15 protein-coding genes and 2 riboswitches are annotated in these 15,153 nt (G+C 71.5%); of the genes, 10 read left to right on the top strand and 5 right to left on the bottom strand.

Annotated features, from left to right (window positions below):
• Window positions 1–61: 61 nt before the first annotated feature.
• From ACS04_RS02210 to ACS04_RS02190, 5 genes are all read right to left on the bottom strand, one after another.
• Entirely contained in the window at window positions 62–1,822 is a 1,761-nt protein-coding gene (locus ACS04_RS02210; RefSeq protein ID WP_048474739.1) for an ABC transporter substrate-binding protein, read from the bottom strand.
• A gap of 41 nt (window positions 1,823–1,863) precedes the next feature.
• The gene (locus ACS04_RS02205; RefSeq protein WP_048474738.1) at window positions 1,864–2,856 is read right to left on the bottom strand and encodes an ABC transporter permease; all 993 of its coding nucleotides are present in this window, start codon (window positions 2,854–2,856) and stop codon (window positions 1,864–1,866) included.
• 493 nt (window positions 2,857–3,349) lie between these two features.
• A complete protein-coding gene (locus ACS04_RS02200; protein ID WP_048474737.1) occupies window positions 3,350–4,090 on the bottom strand; it encodes an enhanced serine sensitivity protein SseB C-terminal domain-containing protein in 741 nt (246 codons plus the stop codon).
• Window positions 4,091–4,146: 56 nt separating this feature from the next.
• Window positions 4,147–4,884, bottom strand: a complete 738-nt coding sequence (locus ACS04_RS02195; protein ID WP_048474736.1) for an enhanced serine sensitivity protein SseB — start codon at window positions 4,882–4,884, stop codon at window positions 4,147–4,149.
• Between the two features lie 116 nt (window positions 4,885–5,000).
• On the bottom strand, window positions 5,001–5,672 hold the full coding sequence (locus ACS04_RS02190; RefSeq protein WP_078864362.1) for an AAA family ATPase: 672 nt from the start codon (window positions 5,670–5,672) through the stop codon (window positions 5,001–5,003).
• Window positions 5,673–5,939: 267 nt separating this feature from the next.
• Window positions 5,940–6,043: riboswitch (glycine riboswitch) on the top strand.
• Between the two features lie 184 nt (window positions 6,044–6,227).
• Here ACS04_RS02190 and gcvT point away from each other — a divergent pair.
• The 10 genes from gcvT (at window position 6,228) to ACS04_RS02140 (ending at window position 15,093) form a co-directional block, all read left to right on the top strand.
• Window positions 6,228–7,343 carry a glycine cleavage system aminomethyltransferase GcvT gene (gene gcvT, locus ACS04_RS02185; RefSeq protein WP_048474735.1) on the top strand — a complete coding sequence of 372 codons (1,116 nt, stop codon included), beginning with the start codon at window positions 6,228–6,230 and terminating at the stop codon, window positions 7,341–7,343.
• Window positions 7,344–7,423: 80 nt separating this feature from the next.
• Window positions 7,424–7,804 (top strand): glycine cleavage system protein GcvH, encoded by a 381-nt coding sequence (gene gcvH, locus ACS04_RS02180; RefSeq protein WP_048474734.1) that lies wholly within the window; start codon window positions 7,424–7,426, stop codon window positions 7,802–7,804.
• Window positions 7,805–7,819: 15 nt separating this feature from the next.
• Window positions 7,820–9,076, top strand: coding sequence for a serine hydroxymethyltransferase (gene glyA, locus ACS04_RS02175; RefSeq protein WP_048474733.1), 1,257 nt, complete (start codon window positions 7,820–7,822; stop codon window positions 9,074–9,076).
• A gap of 336 nt (window positions 9,077–9,412) precedes the next feature.
• Window positions 9,413–10,795, top strand: a complete 1,383-nt coding sequence (locus ACS04_RS02170; protein ID WP_048474732.1) for an L-serine ammonia-lyase — start codon at window positions 9,413–9,415, stop codon at window positions 10,793–10,795.
• A 339-nt stretch (window positions 10,796–11,134) separates the two neighbouring features.
• Window positions 11,135–11,542 (top strand): SsgA family sporulation/cell division regulator, encoded by a 408-nt coding sequence (locus tag ACS04_RS02165; protein ID WP_053080672.1) that lies wholly within the window; start codon window positions 11,135–11,137, stop codon window positions 11,540–11,542.
• A gap of 118 nt (window positions 11,543–11,660) precedes the next feature.
• Window positions 11,661–11,855, top strand: a riboswitch (cobalamin riboswitch).
• 29 nt (window positions 11,856–11,884) lie between these two features.
• The gene (locus ACS04_RS02160) at window positions 11,885–12,577 is read left to right on the top strand and encodes an energy-coupling factor ABC transporter permease (RefSeq protein WP_048474731.1); all 693 of its coding nucleotides are present in this window, start codon (window positions 11,885–11,887) and stop codon (window positions 12,575–12,577) included.
• A gap of 5 nt (window positions 12,578–12,582) precedes the next feature.
• Window positions 12,583–12,936 carry an energy-coupling factor ABC transporter substrate-binding protein gene (locus tag ACS04_RS02155; protein WP_048474768.1) on the top strand — a complete coding sequence of 118 codons (354 nt, stop codon included), beginning with the start codon at window positions 12,583–12,585 and terminating at the stop codon, window positions 12,934–12,936.
• Between the two features lie 3 nt (window positions 12,937–12,939).
• The gene (gene cbiQ, locus ACS04_RS02150; RefSeq protein ID WP_048474730.1) at window positions 12,940–13,689 is read left to right on the top strand and encodes a cobalt ECF transporter T component CbiQ; all 750 of its coding nucleotides are present in this window, start codon (window positions 12,940–12,942) and stop codon (window positions 13,687–13,689) included.
• On the top strand, window positions 13,686–14,507 hold the full coding sequence (locus tag ACS04_RS02145) for an ATP-binding cassette domain-containing protein (protein ID WP_048474729.1): 822 nt from the start codon (window positions 13,686–13,688) through the stop codon (window positions 14,505–14,507). The genes cbiQ and ACS04_RS02145 overlap by 4 nt, the downstream gene beginning before the upstream one ends.
• Before the next feature lie 49 nt (window positions 14,508–14,556).
• The gene (locus ACS04_RS02140) at window positions 14,557–15,093 is read left to right on the top strand and encodes a PadR family transcriptional regulator (RefSeq protein WP_048474728.1); all 537 of its coding nucleotides are present in this window, start codon (window positions 14,557–14,559) and stop codon (window positions 15,091–15,093) included.
• Window positions 15,094–15,153: the final 60 nt, after the last annotated feature.

The raw sequence follows: 15,153 nt of genomic DNA, 5'->3' as shown, positions 1-15,153 counted from the left end.
GCCTGCGGCCTTCACCTGCCCTTCGGACTAGCGCATGTGCGGTGAAGGCACTTGCCTGCTGTTACTTGGCGGCGATGCCGACCGTGGCCAGGTCGATCTTGCCCATGGAGTCGTTGAAGTAGACGTTCGTCAGACGCGGGTTGTGGTAGACGAAGGCCTTGTCGAAGTTGATGGGAAGGTAGAGCGCCTTCTCCATGACCTTCTTGTTGATGTCCGTGTAGAACGGGGCTGCGGCTTCCGGAGTCGCGGCGGCGGCTGCCGTCTTGAACAGCTGGTTGATCTCCGGGTCGTTGATCATCGTGTAGTTGTTGTTGCCGTTGGGCTGGATGAACGACCCGTCGACGAGCGGCTGCAGGAAGCCCGAGCCGGAGTTGTAGTCGGCGCCCCAGCCCATCACGATGATGCCGTAGTTCTTCTTCTTCACGTTCTCGGGCGAACCGATCACGGAGGAGGAGAGCTTGCCGTCGTACTGGTCGATGGTGACCTTGATGCCGACCTTGGCGAGCGAGGCCTGGAGCGACTCGGCCGTCTTCACCTCGGGGGCGCGGTTGTTGCGCACCGCGATGGTGGTCTCGAACCCGTCCGGCTTGCCGCAGGCCTTGAGGGCCTCCTTGGCCTTGGCCTCCTGCGGCTCGCCCTTGGTCAGGTTGAACGGGTCGTAGCTCTTGTCGGCACCGGGGATGCCGGGCGGCAGCATGTTCGCGCCGAGGTCACCGCTGGTCGGGCCGCCGCGGGCGGTCTGCAGGGACTTCGGGTCGGCCGCGTAGATGACGGCCTTGCGGCACTCGATGTTGTCGAACGGCGCGACCGTGGTCGGGAAGGCGAAGTAGCGGATGTAGCCCGTGAACGGGTTGTCCGCGTTGGCCTTCAGCTTCTCGTCCTTGAGGACCTTGTTCTTGCCGGCCTGCTGCATGCCCGTGCCGTCGATGGCGAGGTCGATGTCGCCCGACAGCAGACGCGCGTCCATGTCGTCCGGGTTGGTGGTCACCGTGAAGGAGACCTTGTCCGGCAGACCCTTGCGGATCGTGTCGGTCTTCGGGTCCCAGTTCTCGTTGCGGACGAAAGTCGCGCCCTTGCTCGCGGTGAAGCTCTCGACCTTGTACGGACCGGTGGAGACGGGCTTGTTGGTGTACGTGGCGCCCGTGTCCTTGGCCTGCGGGACCGGCGAGGAGGACGGCATCGCCAGCAGGTAGCTGAAGTCGGAGTTGGCGCTCGCCAGGTTGAAGACGATCGTCTTGTCGTCCGGCGTCTCGACGGACTTCAGGCCCATCTTGTTGGCGTCGGTGTCCTTGTAGGGGCCGGGGTACTTCTGGCCCTGGTCGAGGATGTCGATCAGGTAGGTGGGACCGCCGGACAGCACGTCCTGCGCGAAGACGCGCTCGATGCCGTACTTGAAGTCCTTCGAGGTGATCGGCGTGCCGTCCTCGAACTTGACGCCGTCCTTGATCTTGAGGGTGTACGTCTTGCCCTCGTTGCTCAGGACCGGCAGGGCCTCGGCGAGGTCCGGGACGAGCTTGCTGCCGTCCTTGCCCGGCTTGCTGTCGTACGCGAGCAGCTGGCGCACGTAGAGGCGCTGGATGTCCCACACGAAGCCGTAGTAGGCACGCGCCGGGTCGAGGTAGTCGACGTCCTGCGGCGACCAGAGCTTGAGCTCCCCGCCCTTGGCGTCCGAGGGGTTCACCATGCCGGTGGTGGCGGCGTTGAAGGCGGCGCCGCCCTTGCCCTCGGTCTTCGTCTTGCCGTCACTGCCACCGCAAGCGGCGGTCAGGGACAGGGCGGCGATCACGGCGGTGATCGCGAATGCCTGCTTTCTGCGGATCACGTTGGTCCAACCTCCATTGGTGGGTGAATCGTTGAAGCGGTTCAGCTGCCCTTGGGGTCGAGTGCGTCGCGCAGCCCGTCCCCGAAGAGGTTGAACGCCAGGACGGTGATGAAGATCGTGATACCGGGGACCACCATGTACGCGGGGTCGTCCTGGTAGATGGGGATGGCGTCGGAGAGCATCTTTCCCCAGGAGGCGGTGGGCGGCTTGACGCCGGCGCCGAGGAAGCTGAGGGCCGCCTCCGTCAGGATGTTGGTCGGGATGAGCAGCGTCGAGTAGACGAGGATCGGCGCGACCAGGTTGGGCAGCAGCTCCTTGATGAGGATGTAGCCGCGCCCGGCGCCGAGGCTGCGTGCGGCCTCGACGTACTCGCGCTCCCGCAGGGAGATGGTCTGGCCGCGGACGATACGGCCGATGTACGGCCAGCCGAAGAAGCCGATCACGACGATCAGCACGCCCATGCGGACGCCCGAACCCGAGAACCCCCAGAGGGAGTTGGGGACGACGGAGACCAGGGCGATGGTGAACAGCAGCTGCGGGAAGGCGAGCAGCAGGTCCATGATGCGGCTGATGACGCCGTCGACCCAGCCGCCTATGAACCCGGCGAGGGCGCCGAGGAGGCTGCCGATGGTGACCGACACGAAGGCCGACAGGAAGGCGACGACCAGCGAGATGCGGGCGCCGTAGACGATCCGGCTGAACACGTCGCGCCCGTTGGTGGGTTCGACGCCGAACAGGAAGTCGGAGCTCATGCCGCCGAAGGAGCCGAGCGGTGTGCCGAGGTCCGGGTCGATCAGGTCCTCGTGGAACTCGTTGGGCGGGTGGCCCAGCAGGCTCACGATCTGCGGTGCGAAGACCGCCACCAGGATCAGGAAGATCACGACCACGCCGCCGGTCAGCGCGACCTTGTCGCGCTTGAGCCGCATCCAGGCGATGCGGCCGGGCGAGCGGCCTTCGATGGCCTTGGCTGGGACGTCGGCTACGGACACGGGTGCGGGTGATTCCGCGCTCGTGTCATGCAGTGGTGCCGTCATCGTGGTGGGGACCCCTCTCGGCCGACGGGTTGCCGGCCCATGCCCGCCGCTGTGGCGGCGTTGGTGCGGAGTGGCGCTCGGAGTGCGTGGTGCTGCGCAGGACGCGTGTGAGGTGCAGGAATTGCAGGAAGTGCCGTGCAAAGCGACAAGAAGAAATTCATTTGCCGAACCGGGCCTTCGAGGCTTGACCGGCTCTTGGGTGGGGAGTCTTCATCGGCGCTGCGATCAGCCGCCAGACCCGCAGATGAATGGATGCGCAACCGTGATGTGAGGGTCGGGTTCCCGTTATCCGGACTTCGCTGTCGCCTGAGCGGAGCAAGCCCGTCCGTTCGGTACACAATCGGACATGGCGCCCAACTCGCGGTAGGACCATGCGTTTTGGGCCCACAAGGGCGGCGAAATCCGGACAAGCCGAAGGCCGCGGGGAACGCTCGCTCCCCGCGGCCTCGGATTGGCTCGATACGGTCGTCCCGGTCCGTGGACCGGGGCCCGCTCAGTACGCCGGAGCCTGGCCCTCGCGGTCGTAGAAGGGGCGCGTCTGGGCGCGCAGCCACATCGCGACGGGGTCGTGTTCGTCCGCCAGCGCCACCGTGCACACGGGCACCCCCTCGGGGACCGCGCCGACCGACTGGCGCATCATCTCCCGTACGGATTCCAGCGCGGGCGCGGAGGCGTCGTACAGGTCGAGCCCGACCGCGAGGTACGGGGAGCCCAGCGACGGCTGTACCCAGGCGCGGCGCAGCGAGCGCACGGCGGGGGTGCGGTGGGCGTGCTGGGTCAGCAGGCCGTAGAACTGCGGGAGCTCCAGGGCGGGCTCGGACAGCCGCAGCGGGCCCGCCGGCATCCGGTCGAGGCCGGTGGCGATACGGCGCAGGTCGGCCCAGGGGATGCCGAGGCCGCCGCCCTGGGCGTGCGGGTTGAGCCACAGGCCCCAGCGGTCCGGGTAGAGGGCGCGGGCGATGTCCCGGCCGGTGACCACCTCGTAGCCCCGGCTCCAGCCGCTGGCGGCGAGCTCCTGGGGGGAGGTCACGCAGGGCGCGTATCCGAGGCCCTCGACCTCCATGCCGCCGTACTGGGCGTCCGGGGAGCCCGGCTGCCCCTGCCACAGCAGCATCCACAGCCGACCCTCGGCGAGGGCGTGCAGAAGCGACTCGTAGCTCTCGAAGCGCCCGGGCGTCACCTGGCGCATCATGTGCTCGACCTGCCCGGCCGCGGCCGTGCCTGACGCACTCACCCGGTACCCCTCTTCGTCCGCCCGTCCACCCGTATCGGCACCCAGCTTAAGCGGCGCTACGCGAGGTAGAAGGGGCGTACGCGCTCGGCGATGAAGTCGACCACCGGGTCCTGCGCGGCGTCGAGGAGGATCAACTGCACGGGCCAGGGCGGTGCGACGCGGGCCAGGGCCCGGCCCAGGGCGTCCATCGGGGCGTTGCGCGTCTCGGGCTCCCATCCCAGCAGCCGGACACCGATGTAGAGCTCCGGCGCCCCGCCCTCGACGCTGGCCAGGCAGCGGTGGGCGGCGGCGACCACGCCGGCGGCACGGAACTCCTCGGCCGCGGCGGTCAGGAAGTCCACCGGGTCCTCCTGCCAGTCGGGCTCGTAGAGCCGGACCCGGCCGCCGGTGGCGGGGCCGTCGAGGGGGGTCCGGCCGGTGCGGCAGAGCGCGGCGACGGCGGGCGGGGGCAGCGGGACGCCGACGGCCCCCTCGGGGTTCACGGCGATGCCGAGCTGCGGGGGCAGGCCGCGGGCGAACTCGACGGCGGGGGCCACGGTGAAGTCCATGGCGGGGCCGACGCAGGCGCGGAACTGGGCCTCGGAGCTGTAGACGGGGACGTACGCCGCCCCGTCGATCTCCATGGTGGGCAGGGTGAGCCCGGCGGACGTGTCCGCGGGGACACCGCCGGGCAGCGGCACCCAGAGCCGGCTGCGCCCGAGCACCTCGACGATCCGGGCCCCGGCGTCCGCCTGTCCGAGCGCCGCCCCGAGCACCTGCTCCAGCTCGTTGTCCGGCCAGCCGCCGCCCTGCATCTACGCCTCCGCTGTGGTTGTCTCCCGTACCGTCGCCCGAGGTTAACGGCTCGGGCGGCGCCGGACACCGGGGGGCCGGGGCGCGGGAGCCGAGGGGGCGGGAGGTGCCCTTCGGATCAGGCAGGGTCGGGGCGGAAGGCTATGCGGGTCACCGACGCGGCCGAGCCGCGGTCCAGCAGGACCGCCGAGGTGCAGCCGGCCGGGAGGCGGCCCGACTCCGCGTCGCGCAGCAGGCGGGCCACCGCGCCCCGGTGCCGGGCGAAGGCGTACGCCGAGACCCCGCGCCCGCGCGCCTCCTGCCCGGCCAGCGCCTCCTCCGGGGTGGTGTCCAGCAGGAGCAGGTGCAGCGCCCGGCCCCGCCGCCGCGCGGCCGCCGCCAGCAGGCCGCGCACCCAGGTCTGCGTCCCGCAGTCGTGGACCACCGCCGAGGCGCCGGAGCGCAGGGCCCGCCAGAGCCCCCAGTAATGGGCGAGGCGGACCAGCGGCCGGTACACCGTGTACGGCAGCGCCCCCGGCATCCGCCGCTCCCAGCGCTCGCGCACGTCCTGGGAGTCGATGCCGCCGCCCTGCGCGGCCCGCTTGATCAGCGTGCTCTTGCCGCCGCCCGGCAGACCGGACACGACGACGATGTCCCCTTCCGCGAAGCCGAGCCACCGCGGTCCGTGCGCGCCCCGGCCGCGCAGGTCGCGTACGGGAGCGCCCTTGGCGCGTGCCCGCCGGGCCGCCGGCACCCCGTCCACGGATCCCGTCCCGGTCAACGCCAGCACTCCGAATCTCCGCACGGTGATCGCCTCCCCCATCCGGGCCCGCAGGGGCCCCATCCCCACTGAGTGTAAAGAGACGGTAATACGGGACCCCCGGTTCCGGTCGTGCGTCCCGGCCTCGTCCCGGCTGCGTCACCGGTCCGTCACCCCCGGTTCCGCACTCCTGTCCGTCACCCCCGGTCCGGTACCACCGGCCCGCCGCTTCCGTACGTTCTTTCGGGCCCGCACGCCCGATCGACCGGACGGCGTGCAATGATGTGCGCCATCTGGACCAACTGCATACCGGCCGCTTGAATCCGCGCGGGAGAGTCCCGGCACGCCGTGAGGCGGTGCCCGGGCGCCGAAGGAGCAAGTACCTCCCTTGAATCTCTCAGGCCCCGTACCGCGTGGATGAGGCAGATCTGAAAAGCGAGCCGCGCCGCCGTCCCCCGCGACGGCACCCGCGTGCGCTCCACCCAAGGTGCAAGTCGACGTTCCCCGGGTCCGACCGGGAACTCTCGGCGAACCTCTCAGGTTCCGATGACAGATGGGGAGGAACGTCCTCGTCATGTCATGCCCTGGGACCCGGGAGCCACACCCATGAGCACTGCCCCCCGCCTGACCGCCCTCGACGCGCTGCACCGCCGGCTCGGCGCGACCATGACCGACTTCGCGGGCTGGGACATGCCCCTGCGGTACGCCAGTGAGCGCGACGAGCACAACGCCGTCCGCACCAAGGCCGGCCTCTTCGACCTCTCCCACATGGGCGAGATCACGCTGATCGGCCCGGAGGCCGTCAAGGCCCTGGACTACGCGCTGGTGGGCAACATCTCCACCGTCGGCGTCGGCCGCGCCCGCTACACGCACATCTGCCGGGAGGACGGCGGGATCCTCGACGACCTGATCGTCTACCGCCTCGGCGAGAGCGAGTACATGGTCGTCGCGAACGCCTCCAACGCCCAGGTGGTCCTGGACGCCCTGACCGAGCGCGCCGCCGGTTTCGACACGGTGGTCCGCGACGACCGCGACGCGTACGCGCTGATCGCCGTCCAGGGCCCGGAGTCCCCCGGCATCCTCGCCTCCCTCACCGACGCCGACCTCGACGGGCTGAAGTACTACGCGGGCCTGCCGGGCACCGTCGCGGGCGTGCCCGCCATGATCGCGCGTACGGGCTACACCGGCGAGGACGGCTTCGAGCTGTTCGTCGCCCCCGAGCACGCCGTCCGGCTGTGGGAGGCCCTGACCAAGGCCGGCGAGGGTGCCGGCCTGGTCCCGGCCGGCCTGTCCTGCCGCGACACGCTGCGCCTGGAGGCGGGCATGCCGCTGTACGGGCACGAGCTGACCACCTCCCTCACCCCGTTCGACGCGGGGCTGGGCCGGGTCGTGAAGTTCGAGAAGGAGGGCGACTTCGTCGGCCGCGCCGCTCTGGAGGCCGCCGCCGAGCGCTCCGCCTCGAAGGCGCCGCGCAAGCTGGTCGGCCTGATCGCCGAGGGCCGCCGCGTCCCGCGCGCGGGCTTCCCGGTCGTGGCCGACGGCCAGGTCATCGGCGAGGTCACCTCCGGCGCCCCGTCCCCGACGCTGGGCAAGCCGATCGCGATGGCGTACGTGGACGCGGCGCACGCCGCGCCCGGCACCTCCGGCGTCGGCGTGGACATTCGCGGTACGCATGAGCCGTACGAGGTCGTGGCCCTGCCGTTCTACAAGCGGCAGAAGTAGCGCCCGTACGCCGTACCGGCCGTCTCACTCCGCAAGACCACTGTTCGTATCCACTCCCCCGCATCCAGGAGAATCAGGTCATGAGCAACCCCCAGCAGCTGCGTTACACCAAGGAGCACGAGTGGCTGTCGGACGCCGTGGACGGCGTCGCGACGGTCGGCATCACGGAGTTCGCGGCCAACGCGCTCGGTGACGTCGTCTACGCCCAGCTCCCCGCGGTCGGCGACACCGTCACCGAGGGCGAGACCTGTGGCGAGCTGGAGTCGACCAAGTCGGTCAGCGACCTGTACTCCCCCGTCTCCGGCGAGGTCGTCGAGGCCAACCAGGACGTCGTGGACGACCCGGCGCTCGTGAACACCGCTCCGTTCGAGGGCGGCTGGCTGTTCAAGGTGCGCCTCTCGGAGGAGCCGAAGGACGCGCTCTCCTCCGACGAGTACACCGCTCTCACCGCCGGCAACTGACCCCAGGGGATCCTGATGTCCGTTCTGAACACCCCCCTCCACGAGCTCGACCCCGACGTCGCCGCCGCCGTCGACGCCGAGCTCGCCCGCCAGCAGTCCACCCTGGAAATGATCGCGTCGGAGAACTTCGCTCCGGTCGCCGTCATGGAGGCCCAGGGCTCGGTCCTGACCAACAAGTACGCCGAGGGCTACCCGGGCCGCCGCTACTACGGCGGTTGCGAGCACGTCGACGTGGTCGAGCAGATCGCGATCGACCGCATCAAGGAGCTCTTCGGCGCCGAGGCCGCGAACGTCCAGCCGCACTCCGGTGCGCAGGCGAACGCCGCCGCGATGTTCGCGCTGCTGAAGCCGGGCGACACGATCATGGGCCTGAACCTGGCCCACGGCGGTCACCTGACCCACGGCATGAAGATCAACTTCTCCGGCAAGCTCTACAACGTGGTCCCGTACCACGTCGGCGAGGACGGCCAGGTGGACATGGCCGAGGTCGAGCGCCTCGCCAAGGAGTCCAAGCCGCAGCTGATCGTCGCCGGCTGGTCCGCCTACCCCCGCCAGCTGGACTTCGCCGCCTTCCGCCGCATCGCGGACGAGGTCGGCGCGTACCTGATGGTCGACATGGCGCACTTCGCCGGCCTGGTGGCCGCGGGACTGCACCCGAACCCGGTTCCGCACGCCCACGTCGTCACCACCACCACGCACAAGACCCTCGGCGGTCCGCGCGGCGGTGTCATCCTGTCGACACAGGAGCTGGCCAAGAAGATCAACTCCGCGGTCTTCCCGGGCCAGCAGGGCGGTCCGCTGGAGCACGTGATCGCGGCCAAGGCGGTCTCCTTCAAGGTGGCGGCCTCGCCCGAGTTCAAGGAGCGCCAGGAGCGCACCCTGGAGGGTGCGAAGATCCTCGCCGCCCGCCTGGTCCAGGACGACGTCAAGGCCGTGGGCGTGGACGTCCTCACCGGTGGCACCGACGTCCACCTGGTCCTGGTCGACCTGCGCAACTCGGAGCTGGACGGCCAGCAGGCCGAGGACCGCCTCCACGAGGTCGGCATCACGGTCAACCGCAACGCGATCCCGAACGACCCGCGGCCGCCGATGGTCACCTCGGGTCTGCGGATCGGCACGCCGGCGCTGGCCACCCGCGGTTTCGACGCCGAGGCCTTCACCGAGGTCGCCGAGATCATCGCGCAGGCGCTCAAGCCCGCGTACGACAGCGAGGACCTGAAGGCGCGCGTCTCCGCGCTCGCCGCGAAGTTCCCGCTGTACCCGACGCTCTAGGACGGGTCCCGGGCGTTCCCGGCCGACCCGATGGGCCCGGCCCTTGTCGTAGACGGGGGCCGGGCCCTTCTCGTCCGTCCAGGCCCGCTCCGCCGGGCTGCCGGGGTCCGGCCCGATCCTGGAGACGGCGGAGCCCGGAAAACGCCGGGGAAACCGCCTCCGCACCGCCCCGCGGCGGGAACGTGACCCGATCCACGCCCCACCGCAACCTCGCGCACCCGCTCCGGCAGACCGGCCGTTCACTTCACCGCGTTAAGCTCGTCTGTCGGACAAAATCCGAACAATCACCCCGCCTGCCCCCTCCCACCCCACGAGCAGACAAGGGAGTCCGCCACCGTGGCCATCTCCGTCTTCGACCTCTTCTCCATCGGCATCGGCCCCTCCTCCTCCCACACGGTCGGCCCGATGCGGGCCGCCCGCATGTTCGTGACCCGGCTGAAGAAGGACGGCGTACTCGCCCAGACGGCGGCGGTCCGGGCGGAGCTGTACGGCTCCCTCGGCGCGACCGGCCACGGCCACGGCACGCCCAAGGCGGTCCTGCTGGGCCTGGAGGGCCACTCCCCGCGCTCGGTGAACGTCGAGAGCGCCGACGACGAGGTGGAGCGCATCCGCACGAGCGGCCGCCTGCGCCTGCTCGGCACCGAGATAGGGAGCGCTCACGAGATCGCCTTCGACGAGCCGAGCCAGCTGATCCTGCACCGCCGCCGCTCCCTGCCGTACCACGCGAACGGCATGACGCTCTTCGCGTACGACGCCGCCGGCGCCCCGCTGCTGGAGAAGACGTACTACTCGGTCGGCGGCGGCTTCGTCGTCGACGAGGACGCGGTCGGCGAGGACCGGATCAAGCTCGACGACACGGTGCTGAAGTACCCCTTCCGCAGCGGCGACGAGATGCTGCGGATGGCCCGCGAGAGCGGCCTGTCGATCTCCGCGATGATGCTGGAGAACGAGAAGGCCTGGCGCACGGAGGAGGAGATCCGCGAGGGCCTGCTGGAGATCTGGCGGGTCATGCAGGCGTGCGTCGCGCGCGGCATGTCGCGCGAGGGCATCCTGCCGGGCGGCCTGAAGGTCCGCCGCCGGGCCGCCAACACCGCCCGCAAGCTCCGCTCCGAGGGCGACCCGCAGGCGCTGTCGATGGAGTGGATCACCCTGTACGCGATGGCCGTGAACGAGGAGAACGCGGCCGGCGGCCGGGTGGTCACCGCTCCGACGAACGGCGCCGCGGGCATCATCCCCGCCGTCCTGCACTACTACATGAACTTCGTGCCCGGCGCCGACGAGGAGGGCGTGGTCCGCTTCCTGCTGGCGGCCGGCGCGATCGGCCTGCTCTTCAAGGAGAACGCCTCGATCTCCGGCGCCGAGGTCGGCTGCCAGGGCGAGGTCGGCTCGGCCTGCTCCATGGCGGCGGGCGCCCTCGCCGAGGTCCTGGGCTGCACCCCGGAGCAGGTGGAGAACGCGGCCGAGATCGGCATGGAGCACAACCTGGGGCTCACCTGCGACCCGGTCGGCGGCCTGGTCCAGATCCCGTGCATCGAGCGCAACGGCATGGCGGCGGTCAAGGCCGTCACCGCGGCCAGGATGGCCCTGCGCGGCGACGGCTCCCACAAGGTCTCCCTCGACAAGGTCATCAAGACCATGAAGGAGACCGGCGCCGACATGAAGGTCAAGTACAAGGAGACCGCCCGCGGCGGCCTCGCGGTCAACGTCATCGAGTGCTGATCCGCCGCGCATGACGAAGGAGGGGCCCGGCGCGGTGCGCCGGGCCCCTCCGGCGTTCCACGACGTGGTGAATTCGCGGGCCGATGTCAGTCCAACGTCTCGTCCCTGCTCCGCCCCGTCCCGTGACGGACCGGTGACCCGGCGGCCTGCCCTCCCCCGGAGGACGGGCCCCTCCGCGTTTCCACCCCCTTTTCCGGACCCCGCGCCCACCCCCCTTTCCTGTGACACAAGAGGTCCAGCGGCCCCCGGGGTGAGGACTTTCGGCCCGCGGGGGTAGCCGGGAGGTGGACTACCTTGCACGAGAGGGCCCCCGGCCGACACGACAGAGAGACGCCGCGCATGGACGGAATCGAATACCGCGTCCTCCCGCTCCGGCTGGAGGCCTCCTCCGAGCCCGTACGGGTGGACGGGGCCTTCACGTACCGCCGCGAGCGGCCCTACGAGCTGGCGGTCGACTTCCGGGGCGGCGGGACGCACCTGGCCCGCTGGGTGTTCTCCCGGGACCTCCTGCTCGACGGGCAGACCTGCGTGACGGGCGAGGGGGACATCCAGGTGTGGCCGCGCTGGCAGGGCGGGGAACCGCGGGTCTTCCTCGCCTTCACCAACGGCGCCGAGAGCTGCGTGGTGTCCGCCCGGGCGAAGGACGTACGGGCGCTGTGCCGGCGCCTGGTCGCCCTGGTGCCCCGGAGCGAGGAGCGGCGGTACTACGACCTCGACGCCGAGCTGAGCACCCTGCTGCCCCGGTGAGTCACCTCTCGGTCTGCGGATCGGGCCGCATCCCGCCGCGGCGCACGGCCGCGCGGGCGCCGGCGCGTACCGTTCGGCGCCGCGTTCGGTCCGGGTTGGTGCAGGTCCGTCCCTGCGACTAGGGTCAACGGGCCTTGGTGTACGGGAAACCGGTGGAAAACCGGTGCGGCCCTCGCCACTGTGAACGGGAAGTCCGGTTCCATTCCTTCGGGAAGCCACTGGGCGGCGCGGAGGGTTCCGCACCGCCCGGGAAGGCGGAGCCGGGGCACCAGCACCCGTGAGCCAGGAGACCGGCCGGGGCGCGTTGTCCATCCACGAGGTGCTGGAGAGGTCTCCCCACTCATGCATATAGCCGAGGGGTTCCTGCCCCCTTTGCACGCGGTCGCCTGGGGCGCCGCGTCCGCTCCCTTCGTCGTCCACGGTGTACGCGCCCTCACCCGCGAGGTGAAGGCGAACCCGGAGAGCACGCTGCTGCTCGGGGCGTCCGGAGCGTTCACGTTCGTCCTGTCCGCCCTGAAGATCCCGTCGGTGACGGGCAGTTGTTCGCACCCCACGGGCACCGGGCTCGGGGCGATCCTCTTCCGGCCGCCGATCATGGCCGTGCTCGGCACGATCACCCTGCTCTTCCAGGCGCTGCTCCTGGCGCACGGCGGGCTGACCACCCTCGGCGCGAACGTGTTCTCGATGGCGATCGCCGGACCGTGGGCGGGGTACGGGGTGTACCTGCTGCTGAAGCGCTTCGACGTGCCGCTCATGGTGACCGTCTTCTTCGGCGCGTTCTTCGCCGACCTGGTCACGTACTGCGTGACCTCCGTGCAGCTGGCGCTGGCCTTCCCGGACCCGGGCACCGGGTTCGCGGGCGCGCTCGTGAAGTTCGGGGGCATCTTCGCGGTGACCCAGATCCCGCTCGCGGTGAGCGAGGGGCTGCTGACGGTGCTCGTGATGCGGCTGCTGATGCAGTCGAGCAGGTCCGACCTGGTCCGGCTGGGCGTCGCGAAGCTCACCGGCCGCAGCGGGCAGGAGGCGGCCCTGTGATGAGCATGAGCCGGAACACGAAGATCAACGGCCTGCTGCTGCTCCTGGTGGCGGCGCTGGCCGTACTGCCGATCGCGCTGGGGATGGGCGAGGGCAAGGAGGAGCCGTTCGCGGGCGCCGACGCGCAGGCCGAGACGGCGATCACCGAGCTCAAGCCGGACTACGAGCCCTGGTTCTCGCCGCTGTACGAACCCCCCTCCGGGGAGGTGGAGTCGGCTCTGTTCGCCCTCCAGGCAGCCCTGGGCGCGGGCGTGCTGGCCTACTACTTCGGCGTCCGCAAGGGCCGCCGTCAGGGCGCCGCGGCCGCGGAGGCCGCGCAGGCCGCGGCCGCTGCGGACACCGCCGCCGCGGAGTCGTAGGCGGTGCTGCCGATCGACGTGGCGGCGCACGGGAGCCGGTGGCGGCGCCGGCATCCGCTGGAGAAGGCCCTGTTGGGGCTCGGGCTGACGGTCACCGCCGTGTGCCTGCCGCCCTGGCCCGGCGGGCCGCTGGTCGCCGCCGCCACGCTCGCCGTGCTGCTCGGCCCGGCCGGCGTGGCCGGGCGGCAGCTGTGGCGGGCCTTCCGCATACCGCTGGGCTTCTGCTTCACCGGCGCGCTGCCGCTGCTGGTCGCCGTCGGCGGCCCGACCGGGTTCGTCTCGCTCGCGCCCGAGGGCCCCCGGCACGCCGCCGAGCTGCTGCTGCGGACCTCGGCTGCCTCCCTGGGCGTGCTGCTGTTCGCCTTCACCACGCCCGTGTCGGACGTCCTGCCCCGGCTGGTCCGGGCCGGGGTCCCGGCGCCGGTGGTGGACGTGGCCCTCGTCATGTACCGCATCGGCTTCCTGCTGCTGGACTCGATGACCCAGGTGCGGCGCGCCCAGGCGGCCCGGCTGGGCCACGCCGGCCGGGCCGCGGTGTGGCGTTCGCTGGCCGGGCTCGCCGCGACCTCCTTCGTGCGGGCCTTCGACCGCGCGGCGCGGCTCCAGGACGGGCTGGCCGGGCGCGGGTACGACGGCGCGCTGCGGGTGCTCGTACCCGAGACGGCCCTGTCGTGGCGGTTCCTGGCGGCGTCGGGTGCCCTGCTCGCGGTCCTGATCACCCTGACCCTCACCCTGAAGGGGCTCTACCTGTGAACCCGTTGGTGGAACTGGCCGGCGCCGGCTACGCGTACGAGGACGGCCCGTCGGTCCTGGCCGGCGTGGACTTCGCCATCGCCGAGGGCCGGGCGCTGGTCCTGCTGGGCCGCAACGGCAGCGGCAAGACCACGCTGATGCGGCTGCTGAGCGGGGGCCTGCGGCCCGGCTCGGGCTCGCTGCGCCTGGACGGGACGGCGGTCTCGTACGACCGGGCGGGGCTGACCCGCCTGCGCACGGCGGTGCAGCTGGTGGTCCAGGACCCGGACGACCAGCTGTTCGCGGCCTCGGTGGAGCAGGACGTGTCGTTCGGCCCGATGAACCTCGGCCTGCCGGCGGGCGAGGTGCGCGCCCGGGTGGACTCGGCGCTCGCCGCGCTGGACATCACCGCGCTGCGGGACCGCCCGACGCACCTGCTCTCGTACGGGCAGCGCAAGCGCGCCGCGATCGCCGGGGCGGTGGCGATGGCCCCGCGGGTGCTGATCCTGGACGAGCCGACGGCGGGTCTGGACCCGGACGGGCAGGAGCGGCTGCTGGACGTCCTCGCGGGCCTGCGCGCGGCCGGCACCACGGTGGTGATGGCCACGCACGACGTGGACCTGGCGGTCCGCTGGGCCGACGAGGCGGCGGTCCTGACGCCCTCGGGCATCCGCACCGGCCCGGCGCACGCCCTGCTGTCGGACCCCCGGCTGCTGTCCGCGGCGGGTCTGCGCCAGGCCTGGTCCCCGGCGGTGACGTCCCTGCTGCGCGCCCACGCCCTGCTGGACCCGCTGGCGCCGGGCCCGAAGACCCCGGAGGCCCTGGCAGCCTGGCAGTAGGGTCCGCCGGCCGGGCGCGGAGCGGATCGCGCGTCCCTAGGATGGCCGCATGTCGCTGCCGCACGCCATCCTGACCGCCCTGCTGGAGAAGCCCTCGTCGGGGCTGGAGCTGACGCGGCGGTTCGACAAGTCGATCGGGTACTTCTGGTCCGCGACGCACCAGCAGATCTACCGTGAGCTCGGCCGGCTGGAAGAGGCCGGGCTGATCCGGGAACTGCCCAGCGAGGTCCCCGTACGGGGGCAGAAGAAGCAGTACGAGGTGCTGGACGCCGGCAGCGCGGAGCTCGCGCGGTGGGTCGGCGAGAGCCAGGACCCGAAGGCCATCCGGGACCCGCTGCTGCTGCGGATCCGGGCCGCCGCCGTCGTGGGCCCGAACGGGCTGGCCGCGGAGCTGCGCCGCCATCTGGATCTGCACCGCCGCCAGCTCGCGGTCTACGAGGCCATCGAGGAGAAGGACTTCCCGCCGGGGCGGGACTCCGACGAGGACCGGCTGCGCCGGCTCGTCCTGCACGGCGGCGTCGGCCTGGAGACGTTCTGGCTGCGCTGGCTGGAGGAGGCCCTGGCCGAGGTCGAGGACATGACCTGACCTGCCCCGGGAACGCGGCGAAGCCCCCGACCGCCCGGCAGGGGGCGGTCGGGGGCTTCG

The organism is Streptomyces roseus, assembly GCF_001044425.1.
GTDB classification, from domain to species: Bacteria; Actinomycetota; Actinomycetes; order Streptomycetales; family Streptomycetaceae; genus Streptomyces; species Streptomyces roseus.
The sequence above is the reverse complement of the archived record's forward strand: the minus strand, read 5'-3'. Positions and strand labels throughout refer to the sequence as shown.

Excerpts from the sequence above, each read along its gene's own strand:
- ACS04_RS02205 (WP_048474738.1), bottom strand. The coding sequence starts at position 2,856 with ATGACGGCACCACTGCATGACACGAGCGCGGAATCACCCGCACCCGTG.
- ACS04_RS02195 (WP_048474736.1), bottom strand. The coding sequence starts at position 4,884 with ATGCAGGGCGGCGGCTGGCCGGACAACGAGCTGGAGCAGGTGCTCGGG.
- gcvT (WP_048474735.1), top strand. The coding sequence starts at position 6,228 with ATGAGCACTGCCCCCCGCCTGACCGCCCTCGACGCGCTGCACCGCCGG.
- gcvH (WP_048474734.1), top strand. The coding sequence starts at position 7,424 with ATGAGCAACCCCCAGCAGCTGCGTTACACCAAGGAGCACGAGTGGCTG.
- glyA (WP_048474733.1), top strand. The coding sequence starts at position 7,820 with ATGTCCGTTCTGAACACCCCCCTCCACGAGCTCGACCCCGACGTCGCC.
- ACS04_RS02165 (WP_053080672.1), top strand. The coding sequence starts at position 11,135 with ATGGACGGAATCGAATACCGCGTCCTCCCGCTCCGGCTGGAGGCCTCC.
- ACS04_RS02160 (WP_048474731.1), top strand. The coding sequence starts at position 11,885 with ATGCATATAGCCGAGGGGTTCCTGCCCCCTTTGCACGCGGTCGCCTGG.
- ACS04_RS02155 (WP_048474768.1), top strand. The coding sequence starts at position 12,583 with ATGAGCCGGAACACGAAGATCAACGGCCTGCTGCTGCTCCTGGTGGCG.
- ACS04_RS02140 (WP_048474728.1), top strand. The coding sequence starts at position 14,557 with ATGTCGCTGCCGCACGCCATCCTGACCGCCCTGCTGGAGAAGCCCTCG.